This window comes from Methanomassiliicoccales archaeon (assembly GCA_036504055.1).
Lineage (GTDB): Archaea > Thermoplasmatota > Thermoplasmata > Methanomassiliicoccales > UBA472 > DASXVU01.
In genome coordinates this window covers 56,232-68,641 of record DASXVU010000031.1, presented here as the reverse complement: position 1 = coordinate 68,641, position 12,410 = coordinate 56,232, and the positions used below count along the sequence as shown (strand labels likewise).

Annotated in this window: 21 protein-coding genes; 17 read left to right on the top strand and 4 right to left on the bottom strand. The window is 54.4% G+C overall.

Annotated elements, in window-relative coordinates; all coding sequences use genetic code 11:
- Window positions 1–772, bottom strand: a 772-nt coding sequence (locus VGK23_07355) for a hypothetical protein (GenBank protein ID HEY3420352.1), incomplete at its 3' end; no start/stop codon positions are given.
- Window positions 773–950: 178 nt separating this feature from the next.
- Here VGK23_07355 and VGK23_07350 point away from each other — a divergent pair.
- Window positions 951–1,124, top strand: coding sequence for a hypothetical protein (locus VGK23_07350; protein ID HEY3420351.1), 174 nt, complete (start codon window positions 951–953; stop codon window positions 1,122–1,124).
- On the opposite strand, the gene VGK23_07345 is transcribed toward VGK23_07350, so the two are convergent.
- Window positions 1,108–1,389 (bottom strand): hypothetical protein, encoded by a 282-nt coding sequence (locus VGK23_07345; GenBank protein HEY3420350.1) that lies wholly within the window; start codon window positions 1,387–1,389, stop codon window positions 1,108–1,110. The two genes, VGK23_07350 and VGK23_07345, sit on opposite strands and share 17 nt — an antisense overlap.
- 123 nt (window positions 1,390–1,512) lie before the next feature.
- Between VGK23_07345 and VGK23_07340 the strand changes: the two genes are divergently transcribed.
- The 4 genes from VGK23_07340 to VGK23_07325 are packed head-to-tail and all read left to right on the top strand — an operon-like array spanning window position 1,513 to window position 3,085.
- Window positions 1,513–1,680, top strand: coding sequence for a hypothetical protein (locus VGK23_07340; GenBank protein ID HEY3420349.1), 168 nt, complete (start codon window positions 1,513–1,515; stop codon window positions 1,678–1,680).
- The gene (locus tag VGK23_07335) at window positions 1,677–2,237 is read left to right on the top strand and encodes a hypothetical protein (protein ID HEY3420348.1); all 561 of its coding nucleotides are present in this window, start codon (window positions 1,677–1,679) and stop codon (window positions 2,235–2,237) included. The genes VGK23_07340 and VGK23_07335 overlap by 4 nt, the downstream gene beginning before the upstream one ends.
- Window positions 2,238–2,657, top strand: coding sequence for a hypothetical protein (locus VGK23_07330; GenBank protein ID HEY3420347.1), 420 nt, complete (start codon window positions 2,238–2,240; stop codon window positions 2,655–2,657).
- A 2-nt stretch (window positions 2,658–2,659) separates the two neighbouring features.
- Window positions 2,660–3,085 carry a hypothetical protein gene (locus tag VGK23_07325; protein ID HEY3420346.1) on the top strand — a complete coding sequence of 142 codons (426 nt, stop codon included), beginning with the start codon at window positions 2,660–2,662 and terminating at the stop codon, window positions 3,083–3,085.
- Window positions 3,086–3,245: 160 nt separating this feature from the next.
- Here the strand turns inward: VGK23_07325 and VGK23_07320 are convergent, their stop codons facing one another.
- Window positions 3,246–3,422, bottom strand: a complete 177-nt coding sequence (locus VGK23_07320) for a hypothetical protein (protein ID HEY3420345.1) — start codon at window positions 3,420–3,422, stop codon at window positions 3,246–3,248.
- 2 nt (window positions 3,423–3,424) lie between these two features.
- Between VGK23_07320 and VGK23_07315 the strand changes: the two genes are divergently transcribed.
- From VGK23_07315 to VGK23_07295, 5 genes are all read left to right on the top strand, one after another.
- On the top strand, window positions 3,425–3,616 hold the full coding sequence (locus VGK23_07315; protein HEY3420344.1) for a hypothetical protein: 192 nt from the start codon (window positions 3,425–3,427) through the stop codon (window positions 3,614–3,616).
- A complete protein-coding gene (locus VGK23_07310; GenBank protein ID HEY3420343.1) occupies window positions 3,616–3,882 on the top strand; it encodes a hypothetical protein in 267 nt (88 codons plus the stop codon). The genes VGK23_07315 and VGK23_07310 overlap by 1 nt, the downstream gene beginning before the upstream one ends.
- On the top strand, window positions 3,882–4,046 hold the full coding sequence (locus tag VGK23_07305) for a hypothetical protein (protein ID HEY3420342.1): 165 nt from the start codon (window positions 3,882–3,884) through the stop codon (window positions 4,044–4,046). The genes VGK23_07310 and VGK23_07305 overlap by 1 nt, the downstream gene beginning before the upstream one ends.
- A gap of 51 nt (window positions 4,047–4,097) precedes the next feature.
- Window positions 4,098–5,150 carry a tyrosine-type recombinase/integrase gene (locus VGK23_07300; protein HEY3420341.1) on the top strand — a complete coding sequence of 351 codons (1,053 nt, stop codon included), beginning with the start codon at window positions 4,098–4,100 and terminating at the stop codon, window positions 5,148–5,150.
- 240 nt (window positions 5,151–5,390) lie between these two features.
- Window positions 5,391–5,534, top strand: coding sequence for a hypothetical protein (locus tag VGK23_07295; GenBank protein ID HEY3420340.1), 144 nt, complete (start codon window positions 5,391–5,393; stop codon window positions 5,532–5,534).
- A 114-nt stretch (window positions 5,535–5,648) separates the two neighbouring features.
- Here VGK23_07295 and VGK23_07290 read toward each other — a convergent pair whose 3' ends face one another.
- Window positions 5,649–6,113 carry a GNAT family N-acetyltransferase gene (locus VGK23_07290; protein HEY3420339.1) on the bottom strand — a complete coding sequence of 155 codons (465 nt, stop codon included), beginning with the start codon at window positions 6,111–6,113 and terminating at the stop codon, window positions 5,649–5,651.
- Between the two features lie 184 nt (window positions 6,114–6,297).
- Here VGK23_07290 and VGK23_07285 point away from each other — a divergent pair, with 184 nt between their 5' ends.
- The 7 genes from VGK23_07285 to VGK23_07255 all read left to right on the top strand — a co-directional run bounded on the left by VGK23_07285 (window position 6,298) and on the right by VGK23_07255 (window position 12,410).
- Entirely contained in the window at window positions 6,298–6,816 is a 519-nt protein-coding gene (locus VGK23_07285; GenBank protein ID HEY3420338.1) for a 50S ribosomal protein L16, read from the top strand.
- A gap of 10 nt (window positions 6,817–6,826) precedes the next feature.
- On the top strand, window positions 6,827–7,846 hold the full coding sequence (gene dph2, locus VGK23_07280) for a diphthamide biosynthesis enzyme Dph2 (protein ID HEY3420337.1): 1,020 nt from the start codon (window positions 6,827–6,829) through the stop codon (window positions 7,844–7,846).
- 91 nt (window positions 7,847–7,937) lie between these two features.
- A complete protein-coding gene (gene mtxX / locus VGK23_07275) occupies window positions 7,938–8,780 on the top strand; it encodes a methanogenesis marker protein Mmp4/MtxX (protein HEY3420336.1) in 843 nt (280 codons plus the stop codon).
- A 21-nt stretch (window positions 8,781–8,801) separates the two neighbouring features.
- On the top strand, window positions 8,802–9,290 hold the full coding sequence (locus VGK23_07270; GenBank protein HEY3420335.1) for a 6-carboxytetrahydropterin synthase: 489 nt from the start codon (window positions 8,802–8,804) through the stop codon (window positions 9,288–9,290).
- Window positions 9,291–9,962 (top strand): 7-cyano-7-deazaguanine synthase QueC, encoded by a 672-nt coding sequence (queC, locus tag VGK23_07265; protein ID HEY3420334.1) that lies wholly within the window; start codon window positions 9,291–9,293, stop codon window positions 9,960–9,962.
- A gap of 6 nt (window positions 9,963–9,968) precedes the next feature.
- Window positions 9,969–10,598 carry a radical SAM protein gene (locus tag VGK23_07260; GenBank protein HEY3420333.1) on the top strand — a complete coding sequence of 210 codons (630 nt, stop codon included), beginning with the start codon at window positions 9,969–9,971 and terminating at the stop codon, window positions 10,596–10,598.
- 210 nt (window positions 10,599–10,808) lie between these two features.
- On the top strand, window positions 10,809–12,410 hold the full coding sequence (locus VGK23_07255; GenBank protein ID HEY3420332.1) for a 2-isopropylmalate synthase: 1,602 nt from the start codon (window positions 10,809–10,811) through the stop codon (window positions 12,408–12,410).

The following is a 12,410-nucleotide window of genomic DNA, read 5'->3' as shown; positions in this document are numbered from 1 at the left end:
TAAGATTGTTCTCCGGATCAGTAATAAACTTATAGAAATCAGGCAGACTACTGAGAACAACATAATTTGAGGAACCCTGTTGTACCTTCGACAAGGAATTTTCGAAGAAAGTCAATTGTAGAGTGTACGTTTTTTCCACATATGACAAATCAAGTAATTCGTGTGCCCCGAGCATTTGCACTTCGACTTTTGTTTTTTTATCAAATAAATCCCCAACCGTCTGTCTTAATAATTCCAAGCGGCTGTTCATGTTCGAATTGATAGTTTTGGTTTCACCCTTGCAAGCATAAACAAAATGAACGAATAATGAAGGATGTAAGTCTACAAGACAAAGATAGGTCGCTTTGAATAGACCGATTGACTCTACAACCTTTTCATTATAGTGATAGGTAGGGGGTTTGACGTCTTTCGCAAGATCCAAAGTATCCTTTGACGTGGCCAGTAATTTCTCGATGACACCCTCGGTAAAACCTTTTTCCCGTTTTGCTTGAATAATGAATAGATCTATTTTCGGATTCTGTTTATATTCAGATTTCTTGATTTTTTCATCTATTAATGATTCGTTTATAAATATGAAAAAACCATCGACACCACCGTCTTCATAATCACCTGTCCTTCCTGTTTTCAATTCGTCAAACGACATATCATAGTTCTTCAGAACCTGATCAAAAACAAACAGTTCAAAGAACTCATCTTCTTTAGATTCTGGAGATAATTTTTCTTTCTTTTGCTTGAGTATAGTGTCTAAGATAATTCTGTCATTTGACGTCAATTTCCCACCGCGTGTTGAGTATCAACCTCAGACCAATAATAGTTGCGTTTAAAGGATTCACTTTCGCTCACCTCTCCCCGCAAACCCCTTAACCGCTTCATTTTCTGCCATCTCATGGAAGTTGAAGGATATGTACGACATCCAGACAGAGAAATTAATGGAAACTGCTCACGAGTTAATGCTCGCGCACCTGCCCGCTGAATGCCTTGATGACTGCCCAGCGATCAAGGTGCATGAGCAGATCATAATCGCCATCAAGGGCGACAGCAACGTGCAGATCGCGGAGTCTTTGGGCCTTGCTTCGATGAGAGCACCAGAGTGCCCAGCAAAGGGAATCAAGAGGTGCCGATGATTTGTTCCGCTTCGAGGAGCTTCTCAGCTACTTTTTTCCCTTTTTCTGTGATGCTGTAATAATTTGTCAGGTAGGGCTTCTGAACCGTTTGAATCTCAATTAACCCAGCTGTTTCCATCTTTCTAGCTAGCTCAGCTGTCGTATAATAATTGCCAGAAATCGATTTTGCCTCCGAACTCATGACTTTGTTCTTATCGAACAAGAACAACAAGAACGTGACCGCGTAACGCTCGGCCAGTAGGGAAATCGACTTCTGTATTGCCATCAGCACTCAGATACCACATTTATCGGGGGTGTCATTATATTTCGTATTCTGTATTGAACATAGAAAACCATTTAACCTTATTACCGTATTCTGTATTCTAAGTTGAATACGGAGTGCAATACCATGGAGAAACTGAAAACCACAACTGTGACCACAGGCTTGCGAATCTGTCTGGGTACGGAAGTAACCGACTATCTAGAGATCCAAGAGGGCGACTCTGTTGATCTGGTCAAGGATGACAAGGGGAACGTCCTGATCGTCCCGCTCCGTAGGCAGCCGGTATCCTCGTGATTTCATCTGACCGCCACCAGGCCGCCCGGACCTTCCATCCCGACGACCTATATTCCGGCCTGGTGTGCCATTCCTCTGAACGGCTGGCCGCCCTTTCTTGTTTCACCCCCGGCCAGTCCTCCCTTCCAAACATTTTCGGTAAGTTGATCCACATGACGACAGAGACAGCTATGCAAAGGTCGCGGAAGCTTCACGAGCTACCGCTGGACGAGCAACGCATCCTGATCGAGGAGTCCGCGGGGAAGCGCCGCAGGATCTCCAACACGTTCCGCTTTGACGATAACGATGGCGGCATGCCCGGATCTTGCCCGGTGACGCAGGACGCGCCTGTCGACATACCCTTTTCGCAGGATCTCCTCGACGCGCTCATCGACGACGCCAAGTCTCCTTTCAACATGCTGGTCCTCTTCCCTGATGACGAGTTCAAGGCCAGGCTTAGGAGGAACGGGGACACCATCGTCGACCTCGACGCCGACACCATCATCGTCAACCCGCTCACCCCTCTTCCGGACGGACCGGTCGCCGACTACATCCGGTACCTCATGGGGGCGGCCTGAATGGAGTGCTCATCGGGATCCGAACCCCTCCCTTCCGACCAGTCGGATCATCAAGAGATCGATCTGGAGGAAAGCATCGCCAAGCTCTATCCCGACCACACCAGCAAGGAGATCGCCTGGGAACTCGGGATCACCGTCGGCAGGGTCAACCGCGTCATTGCCAAGCTCCTCCGCTGGGGCACCGTCCGGTCGAAGGGACGATCCGTCCGACCCGTCAAGGCCGAACCCAAGGTCGCGCCGGTACGCCCTCCCAAGCTCACATTCTCGTTCCGTATCGCATTGATCGAGGAGGACGGCACCAAGTGGTGCGTCTATGATCCAAAGATCCAGTGCGGCATGAACGAGCGCTGGCGGTGTATCGACTGTCGCCGAGCTACCGGCAGGGAATACTCGAAGGTTCTGCGCGTCAGGAGCGTGTGAGCATGAACACCCTCACCGTGCAGGAACGCATCCTGATCCATCTGGACGCCAACAGAGGCAAACGTAACGACTACTCGGCCCCCTTCGAGATCACCCAGGACGGCGTCGGTCAGGCGCTCATCATCACCAGGGCGCACGCATCCATCGAGCTAAAGACCCTTCTCGCAGACGGAATGGTCGACGAAGGCCTCCATCACGTCGCCGGATACCCTCAGATGAGGAAGACCTACGAGATCACCGCCAAAGGATCTCAGCGCGTAAGCAACGTCAAGGATTTCGCCAAGGTCTCCGGCATGGCGCTGATCGTCGCCTCACCAGCAAAGAACGCGCACCGCGAGAACGACATCAAGCTCCTCAAGCAGGACATCCGCACCGCCAAGGACCGGCTGAACAATCTTGAGGTCCGCCTCATGGCCCTGGAGGTCTGAGCATGGCCATCAAGTGGTTCTGCGACCTCGGCGAGATCTCCGGGCCTCAGCAATGCGTCAAATGCCCGAAGAAAGCCACCTGCGGAGGCGGTCACTGATGGCCGCTTCTTTCGCAGGGAGCGATCTTCGGCCTATTAGGGACACTCTTCCCCTCTCCGAGCTATCCGCCATCGCGGAAGGTGCGCAGAACGCGCAGGATGACGTTTCTAGGCTCAGGGAGCAGGTGGGCGTCCTCCGCTTCGAACTCGCCAAGGAACGTGAGGAAAAGGACCGCCTCCATCGTCAGATCGTGTCCTTGGGGTTGCGTCTCGACGCGCTCGAAGAGGAGCGTGGTCACTGATGGCCGGACGTGGTAACTTCTTCGAAAGGTGCGGCCGGGAATGGGGGAAGTGCGCGAAGCACCAGACCATCTACTACGGTGATGCTCACCACTGCTCAAGAAAGAAGGGACATCCTGGATCATGTCGTTGCTCCCATTGTGGGGAGGAAAAGGAACGGGTCGGTCTCATAGAAGAGGAGCGTGGTAAGTGATGCCCTCCGCCCAACCCTCTCTCAGCAACTATGATTTTGCCCGGATCCGTCCTGAGATCTCTCAACCCGAGATCAGGCGCGAGGCGGAACACCGCCGAGACTGCTGTGACAACTGCGGTAAGGATACCGACTGCTCCCGTCTCGTTGTCCGCTGTTTCCATGAGGCCAACGAGGACTGCTCGAAGTGCGGGAAGTGCGACGACTTCGCCAACCGTTTCATCAAGCCATCCAAGCCCGTCGACGAGATCACGGCGGGTGATCGCTGATGGCCGACGACAAGGAACCTTGCCCCTTCTGCGGCAGTGAGTGGCTTGTCACCGTCGACTCCGGGAAGCACGTCTGTAGCTCGTGCGGTGAGGTCTGGACACTGGAAAAGAAGCGGCCGAAGGAATATGATCTCCTCGCCGTCGAGGTCCAGGGGGCGGAGTGATGTGTTCTTCGATAGAATCAAGTTTTCAGGCATCGCTAGGAGGTCCTGAGTATGCCGTACAAGGAGCGGAACAAGTTCCACCGGCATCAGAGAGAGTGGTTAAACACCTTAAGACCAAAAGAGGAGGATCTTCCGGAGAACCTGAACGGAATCGTCGACTCGAAAACGATCAGGAAGTATCGGAGATATACGGAAGAGGCCGGGAACATCCTCGGGTATCCGAACCCGAAGGACATAAGGCTCGACCAGATGAAGTCGCTCGAATCCGAGATGTTCGGAATCGAGTCGACGATCCATCAGAAGACAACTATGGTCCGAGCATTCCTGCAATGGTGTGGGAACAAGGACGCCTTCAAGTGGAGGATATCTGTCCATCAGAGCATCTATCGGGGCGGGATATTCCTTCGCGAAGGTCCGGTGGCGAAGATCAGGACTGTCGCGAACGAATTGGGCCTGATGACCGAACTGATCTATTCCCTGGGCGTGGACAACGGTCTTCGTTCGGTGGACATGTGCAATCTGACGGTGGAAAACGCCGAGGAGTTCCTTGCGACAGGAGAATCGGAGATCTTGGGCAAGGGCAGGAACGGAGGCAAGGTCGAACTTCAGATGTTGAACAAGATCACGAGGTCTCTGCTCCAACTCTGGATGAAGATCAGGGCGTCGATGGTCGCGAGGACAGGGACGGATTCACCTTATCTGCTATGCAGGGTGAAACACCGCAGGACCGGCGACTACCTGGTGCCGATGACCTGGGACGCAATAAACTGGCTGATGGGGAAGCTCTCGGAGCAGGCCGGTATAGCGTTCAAGACGCACGATCTGCGCCGGACCTGTGGCAACCGGATATGGCGTCGAGGAGTGCCGATAGAAACGATTGCAATGATACTCAGGCACGAGGACTCGGGAACGACCTTCAAGGCGTATATCGGCGTGCAGGCGGACGACATGCGGGACGCAATGGACAAGCTATCGGAAGTGCCGAAACCAGATATGTCGGTCGCGTTGGAAGATCCGGCCAAGAACAAACGCCTTCAAGAGGTCCTAGAGGAACTTCTCAGACTGACGGGCAAAACTGGCCCCTCAGGGCTGAGCCAGGCATAGAGCGTGGAACAAATAGCTTTCCCCCGAATAACAACTGGCGGATAATTGGTGGGCTTCTTCCACCCAGTTCTAAGATCCAAATGGGTGACCTGACGGTTTTAGAAGGGCTGTGGTAGGATTACATCGAAGGAAATCAATCGGCAATAGTCTAATTGTAATATTAAACGCAATTTGAGAAATTTTCACAAATGGCAAAATTAAAAATAGGCAGGACTCACAAGAATATTTGTAGGTGGTCAAATGGCAGAGAAGAAAGGAAAATTCGAGATCGACGATAAGCTGAAAGAAGGCGTGCACAAGGCTGGAGAAGAGATCAAGGAGCATGGGGGAGAGCTCAAGAAGGATATCACCGGATTGGGTTCTAAGATCAAGAAGAAGATATAAGCGGAACGCCGGGCACCGATCCGTTATGGTCTAAAACCGATGACAAGGTCAGACTATGCGGATCAGGCTACGTAGAGTCACTCCAATTCTATTGTACGGTGTCAAGGAAGTCTATCATTTCCTCAACAACACGATGCTCCTTGGATAGAGACCATAACGCTCGTAGAACGGTAGCACCTCTTCGTTCCCCCAGACGACCGAAGCGCGGACCTCCTTGATGTCATGCTCATCGATCCATTCAATGGCACCATTGACCAATTTTCCGCCCAGTCCGTTGTTGCGGTACCCTTCGGCTACATAGATGGAATCGATCTCCGCTATTCCGTTAAGGGACACTGTGGAAATGCAGTATGCTACATCTTTAGGCTCGGACGTCCCGGAAAGGCTGATGATCTGGACCAGGATATGGCCTCCGAAGGACTTTTCCAACAATCCCAACCGTCTGGAATCGAACTCCATATCCCGGACATCGTCCGAGAAATGCGCAGACTTCGAAGAGTGAAGATCCCTCAGTTCGCACCAAAGTGGTTCTATTCTTGGAAGGAGGTCGGCGCCTCCGATCATAAGCATGGTCTCCATGAGTGGCGATTTGACACCGAAAGCATATTGATGTTGCGGTGCGCTTCGTTTTTTTGCGAATATGCTGGGACTTCCTCAGATTCTGAGGCGTCGATCATCTGGCAGGTTCCCATTACATCAATCTTATATAGGAAAACACTAATCTAGCCTTCCCGTCGTTATAACTGTATTTAGGTGATTAATCATGGCACGCAAGCCCGGAAGGATGTACCGTCAGATAAGAGGTCAGGCATACTGTCGCAGGGAATACATGGGTGGAGTCCCTGCCAACCGTATCAATACCTATGACTTGGGAGTCCCGAACGGTGACTTCGCCGTAACTATCGAACTGAAGGCCAAAGAGCCATGCCAGATCAGGCACACCTCGCTCGAGGCGGCCCGTATCTCGGCGAACAGGCTCCTGACCAAGAACGCCGGTGCCACCGGCTACCACTTGAAGATCAGGCCGTACCCGCACCATGTCCTCCGCGAGAACAAGCTCGCAACCGGGGCAGGCGCGGACCGTGTCTCGAGCGGTATGAGAGCGGCATTCGGAAAGGCGGTCGGTACCGCTGCCCGTGTGCAGGCCGGCGACATCCTGATGATCGTGAGGGTTCCAATAACCTCGCTCACGGCCGCCAAGGATGCACTGTGGAGCGCTTCCATCAAGCTCCCCACTCCGACCTACATGCATATCGAGCAGAACGGCGAGATCATCCACTAAACCTTTTTTAATGGGCGCTCCTCTTTCTGAACCGGAGCGTCCCATGTACGATTTTCATTTTGAGGACATCGCCAAGTTCGTGACCCGAAAGGGCGCAAGATCGGTTGTTCTTCAGATGCCTGAAGGGCTCAAGGTCTATGCCCAGCAGATATCTGCTGAGATCGAGTCCAGGACCTCGGCCAAATGTCTGATCCTCGGAGACCCGTGCTACGGGGCATGTGATGTCTATTCCGAGTATCGGAACCTGGGCGACGTCCTGGTCCATATCGGCCATGCTGAGATACCGTCGATGAATGTCGGCGACCGGGTCCTTTTCATCGAGGTGGGATTTGATTTTGACGTCACTGATCTGTTGGAGAAGGCAGCCCCCAGGCTTAAGGAAAGGATCGGGCTCTTCACCACCATCCAGCACCTGAGACAATTGCCTGAAGCCACCCGTTGGCTCAACGAACATGGCAAGACCGTCAAGGTGGGCATGGGGGATAGCCGTCTCAACCGTGAAGGTCAAGTGCTCGGCTGCAACGTCACTGCGGCCACCAACATCGACCATGAGGTGGAACAATACATCTACATTGGCAGCGGGAACTTCCACCCGCTCGAGGTGGCCATCGAGACCAACAAACAGGTCATCGTGCTCGATCCGGTCATGAACGAGGTACGGGAGCTTGAAGGGTTGAAGGATAAGATCCTGAGGCAGCGCCATGGGGCCATCGCCCGGTGCCACAACGCCAAGGAATTCCTGATCATCGTGTCGTCCAAGCTCGGCCAGAACCGATTATCCATGGCGTTGGACATCAGCGACAAGCTTCGGGCCAAGGGTCTTGGTTCCAACATCATCGTCATGAACGAGGTGCGACCTGACTATCTGTTGCCCTACCAGGCGGATGTCTATGTCTCCACAGCATGTCCTCGATTGGCCATAGATGATTACCTCCGCTATCCAAAGCCGATCATCACACCCATGGAGCTGGAGATAGTCCTAGGGGAGCGGTCCTGGGAACAGTACCGGATGGACACCATCCTAGGATGATACAAGGCCTTTCAGGGAAATGCGGGCGAACTAAGAGACTTGCCTTAGCACCAAAATAATCGAATAGTGCCGGATGCATCGACCTTTCGTCATGGTCAGCCCTGAGCTCATTTTCAAAGTTGCCAAGAGCACTGAGCGGAAGATCGGCATAGGTGTAGGTTCCGACGAAGAGAATGTCGAATCCAGCGTTACCATCGCCAATGCCAGCAAATATGGTGTGACCACCATGTTCGACGATGCCGAGGAACTCGTCCAGGCCTTGAAGAAAGGTGAGATCGATGCGGCGGTCAGGGGAACATTGGATTCCAAGGACGCCATGTCCGAGGTGAAGAGATCGTTCGGACTGGACCATGTGCTGCGTGTCGCACTGATGCAGCCCCGGGGAGGTTCCATATTCTTTCTGGCCCCAGTCGGGGTGGACGAGGGATGGACCGTCGAACAGAAGGTCGAGATCATGCAGCTGGGCTCCAGGATGATCCGCAGGATGGGGGTCGTTCCCGCCATCGGCGTCCTGTCTGGGGGAAGGCTCTCGGACAAGGGAAGGTCTCCGGTCGTGGACCGTTCCATCGACGATGCCGAGGAGGTCGCCCGGATCGGAAGGGCGCAGGGTCTCGATGCAATCCATTGTGAGATCCTGATAGAGGAGGCGGTCAAGCGGAAGAACTTCATCATTGCTCCGGACGGCATATCCGGTAACCTGATCTTCCGTACCATGCACCTGGTGGACGGAGGCAGATCGATGGGGGCTCCGATCGTCAATCTGGACAAGGTCTTCGTAGACACCTCAAGGGCAAAGGTGTCCTTTGTCGACTCAATAGCGCTGGCTTCTGCGCTTTTAGGCGACCCGTCAGCCAGGTCCGGACATCCGGGAGGACACCCAGGTGGCCAGGCCGGCGGTCATCCCGGAGGACATCCGGGTGCGAGAAAAGGCTAATAGGCAAGGAGGGAATAGAGAATGGATAACATGCGACTCGAGATAGATGGAGAGCATGCGGGTGTCAAATTCTCCGCTTGCCATTTCATAGCTGGTCACGAGAAGTGCGGCCGATTGCATGGCCACTCCTACGTCGTCAGCATCAAGCTTCATGGTTCGATCGGCGAACACGGGATGATCATGGACTTCATCCCGCTCAAGAAAGCCCTCCGAGAAATAGCCGACGACCTGGACCATCGCGTCCTCATACCGGCCAACTCCAAAAGGATAACCGTTTCCGTGGGCGAGGAGGTTTTCGTGAAGGCGAACCACAAACGGTATGTCTTCCCGGCCGAGGACGTGGTCCTTCTGGACACGGAAGAGTCCAGCGCGGAAGAGCTGGCGCGATTGTTCCTGTTGAGATTATTGGAGCAGGTCGAATTCCCGAAGAACGTATCCCGCCTCGAGGTGGGCATCGATGAGGAATTGGGACAGAGCGCCTGGGCCATCCATGATTTTTCGGTGATCTGAATGAAAGCGGTCTCATTGCTGTCTGGCGGGCTTGATTCAACGGTGACCCTGGCCTATGCCCTCTCGGAAGGATATGACGTGGTCCCGTTGACGATAAGATATGGGCAGAGGCACATACGTGAATTGGACGCGGCCAAGGCGGTGGTCAAGCACTATGGCCTGAAGCACCACGTGGTCCTGGACCTCGACCTGAGCAGTTTCCGGAGCGCGCTGACCAGGAGTGACATCGAGGTGCCGGAGAGGGGATCGACCGCGGAGATCGGGGACGACATTCCCATAACCTATGTTCCGGCCAGGAACATCATCTTCCTCAGCATAGCGGCCGGTCTGGCAGAGAGCGTGGACGCGGACCGGATATTCATAGGCGCCAACGCCATCGACTATTCGGGCTACCCGGACTGCAGGCCCGAGTTCTTCCGTGCCTTCGAGACCGTTCTCAAGGTCGGGACCAAGGCAGGCGTCGAAGGCGCCCCGATAATCATCGAGCATCCGATACTGCGCTCGACCAAGGAGGACATCGTCCGCCTGGGCAAGAAGCTCAAGGCTCCTCTGCACCTGACGTGGAGCTGCTATCAGGGCGGGGAAAAGGCGTGCGGAAGATGCGATTCCTGCCTGCTCAGGCTCAAAGGCTTCGCAGACGCCGGATACCAGGACGAGATCGATTACGAGTGATCATCCATGAAGATATGCGAGATTTTTAGGTCGCTCCAGGGCGAGGGCACGCTGATAGGCACCCCGACAGTGTTCATACGGACGGTCGGATGTAACCTGGAATGCGCGTGGTGCGATACCCCTTATTCCAAGAAGGGAGGGGACGAGATGTCCGTCCCGGAGATACTGGCCAAGGTCAAGGAATATGAGATCCATCATGTTTGCGTTACCGGTGGGGAACCTCTCTATCAGAAGGAATCGGTGAGGCTGATCGATGACCTGTTGAACGCAGGCTACCACGTCTCCGTGGAGACGAACGGTTCGCTATCCCTCGAGGATCTACCCTGTTCGATGAACATGATGATCAGCATGGACATAAAGTGCCCCTCGTCGGGCATGGCCGAACAGATGGACCTCTCCAATCTGGAGCTCCTTTCTCCCATCGACCAGTTGAAGTTCATCGTGGCGGACCGGGAGGATATGATGTACGCCGTCAAGATGCTGAAGGAGAACAAGGTCGAGTGCACCGTCATATTCACGCCAGTGGGCGGATTGGCATTGGAACCGGTGGCCGATTTCGTGCTCAAGAAGAAGCTGAACGTAAGGGTTCTCCCGCAGCTGCACAAGCTGATATGGGGCGACAAAAGGGGCGTCTGACCCTGGCAAGCGGTCCTTCAGAAAAGCCCATGTCGAAGCTCACGAAGCAAGTGTGGTCTTTGTCTGACAAGAATTATATATAATACTAAAGTTACTGAGTAACCCGTAAGGTAAGGAACGGCAATGAGCGCTATCCACTACAGTATCTACTGTCTTTTGCGTCTCTAGTGCGACCCATTGCTGCGACCCGATCCTTCAGAGGTGGTTATAATGGACGACCTTCGAACGAACGATAGTCAGGACTCGGAAAAAATCGAGGATTACAGGAAGAGCATCTATACCAGCCAATTCAACAAATATGCCCTGTCCAGTTCGTTGCCGAAGAAGGTCCTGATCTTTGACACCACCCTCCGGGACGGAGAGCAGACGCCGGGCATCGCTTTCTCGATCGACGACAAGGTGAAGATCGCATCGGCGCTCAGCGATCTCGGGGTTGATGTCATAGAGGCTGGATTCCCGATAACCTCGGCCGGGGAGAGGGAGGCTATCAGAAAGATCGCCGGCCTCAAGCTCAACGCCCGGGTGTGCGGACTGGCCAGATCGACCAAGGCAGACATCGATGCGGTGCTGGACTGCGGGCTCGATTACGTGCACACGTTCATCGCCACATCCGACATCCACCTGAAGCACAAGCTCAAGATGACGAGAGAGCAGGTGCTGGACAAGGCAGTGGAGACGGTTGAGTACGCCAAGTCCCACGGTCTCACGGTCGAGATGTCGTGCGAGGACGGGACCAGGACGGACCTGGATTTCCTTAGGCAGATGCATACCGCGGTACAGAATGCCGGGGTGGACAAGATCAATCTGCCGGACACCGTTGGAACCATGTCGCCGTCGGCGATGGAGTATCTGGTGGGAGAGGTCATGAAATTCACCAAGGTGCCTCTGGCGATCCATTGCCACGACGATTTCGGTCTGGCCGTGGCGAACTCACTGGCAGCGGTGCGGCAGGGGGCCAGCCAGGTGCATGTCTGCATCAACGGTCTGGGCGAAAGGGCTGGGAACGCGGCACTGGAAGAGGTCGTCCTCGGGCTGATGGCCTTCTATAACCTCCCGACGAACATCGACACCAAGCGCATCGGTTACACCTCCAAGCTGGTCTCCCGGATCACTGGCATCCCGGTCCCGGACAACAAGCCCATCGTGGGGAGCCATGCCTTCGCCCACGAGTCCGGGATCCACGTTCATGGCGTCCTCAAGGACCCGTCGACCTACGAGGCCTTCCGACCGGAGCTGGTCGGCATGCAGCGCACCATCGTGCTGGGGAAGCACAGCGGGGCGCACTCGATCACCCAGAAGCTTAAGGAATACGGCATCGACATCTCCGATGAAAAGGTGGCCGAGGTCGTCGAGAAGGTCAAGAAGCTGGCCGAGAGCGGAAAGGAAGTGGACGACGCGGAACTGGTGGCGCTGGCATCGCACATCGTCGGACAGACGGCAAGGGAAGAGCATAAGATAAAGCTCAAAGAGTTCACCGTGCTTACCGGGATGAACATCACCCCCACATCGACGGTGGTGATCGATATCGATGGGGACGTGCGCAGGAGCTCCAACATCGGCATAGGACCGGTGGATGCCGCCCTGAACGCGATCAAGAGCGCGGTCAGCGACAAACTGACCCTGGTGGAATACCGTCTCAGTGCCATCACCGGCGGGAGCGATTCGCTGTGCGAGGTCATGGTGAAACTGAGGATGAACGGGGAGGGCAGCGTCATGTCCATAGGCAAGAGCATCGGCACCGACATCGTACTTACATCGGTCGAAGCGACCATGGAGGCCATCGACCGGCTATATGCCCGCAAGGGCGCATGA

Bases quoted from the DNA above. Each gene is read 5' to 3' on its own strand.
- VGK23_07260 (HEY3420333.1), top strand. From the start codon at position 9,969: ATGAAGATATGCGAGATTTTTAGGTCGCTCCAGGGCGAGGGCACGCTG.
- VGK23_07345 (HEY3420350.1), bottom strand. From the start codon at position 1,389: ATGGCAATACAGAAGTCGATTTCCCTACTGGCCGAGCGTTACGCGGTC.
- queC (HEY3420334.1), top strand. From the start codon at position 9,291: ATGAAAGCGGTCTCATTGCTGTCTGGCGGGCTTGATTCAACGGTGACC.
- VGK23_07300 (HEY3420341.1), top strand. From the start codon at position 4,098: ATGCCGTACAAGGAGCGGAACAAGTTCCACCGGCATCAGAGAGAGTGG.
- VGK23_07285 (HEY3420338.1), top strand. From the start codon at position 6,298: ATGGCACGCAAGCCCGGAAGGATGTACCGTCAGATAAGAGGTCAGGCA.
- VGK23_07310 (HEY3420343.1), top strand. From the start codon at position 3,616: ATGCCCTCCGCCCAACCCTCTCTCAGCAACTATGATTTTGCCCGGATC.
- VGK23_07290 (HEY3420339.1), bottom strand. From the start codon at position 6,113: ATGGAGACCATGCTTATGATCGGAGGCGCCGACCTCCTTCCAAGAATA.
- VGK23_07315 (HEY3420344.1), top strand. From the start codon at position 3,425: ATGGCCGGACGTGGTAACTTCTTCGAAAGGTGCGGCCGGGAATGGGGG.
- VGK23_07325 (HEY3420346.1), top strand. From the start codon at position 2,660: ATGAACACCCTCACCGTGCAGGAACGCATCCTGATCCATCTGGACGCC.
- VGK23_07295 (HEY3420340.1), top strand. From the start codon at position 5,391: ATGGCAGAGAAGAAAGGAAAATTCGAGATCGACGATAAGCTGAAAGAA.
- VGK23_07350 (HEY3420351.1), top strand. From the start codon at position 951: ATGCTCGCGCACCTGCCCGCTGAATGCCTTGATGACTGCCCAGCGATC.
- mtxX (HEY3420336.1), top strand. From the start codon at position 7,938: ATGGTCAGCCCTGAGCTCATTTTCAAAGTTGCCAAGAGCACTGAGCGG.
- VGK23_07270 (HEY3420335.1), top strand. From the start codon at position 8,802: ATGGATAACATGCGACTCGAGATAGATGGAGAGCATGCGGGTGTCAAA.
- VGK23_07305 (HEY3420342.1), top strand. From the start codon at position 3,882: ATGGCCGACGACAAGGAACCTTGCCCCTTCTGCGGCAGTGAGTGGCTT.
- VGK23_07255 (HEY3420332.1), top strand. From the start codon at position 10,809: ATGGACGACCTTCGAACGAACGATAGTCAGGACTCGGAAAAAATCGAG.
- VGK23_07340 (HEY3420349.1), top strand. From the start codon at position 1,513: ATGGAGAAACTGAAAACCACAACTGTGACCACAGGCTTGCGAATCTGT.
- VGK23_07330 (HEY3420347.1), top strand. From the start codon at position 2,238: ATGGAGTGCTCATCGGGATCCGAACCCCTCCCTTCCGACCAGTCGGAT.
- dph2 (HEY3420337.1), top strand. From the start codon at position 6,827: ATGGGCGCTCCTCTTTCTGAACCGGAGCGTCCCATGTACGATTTTCAT.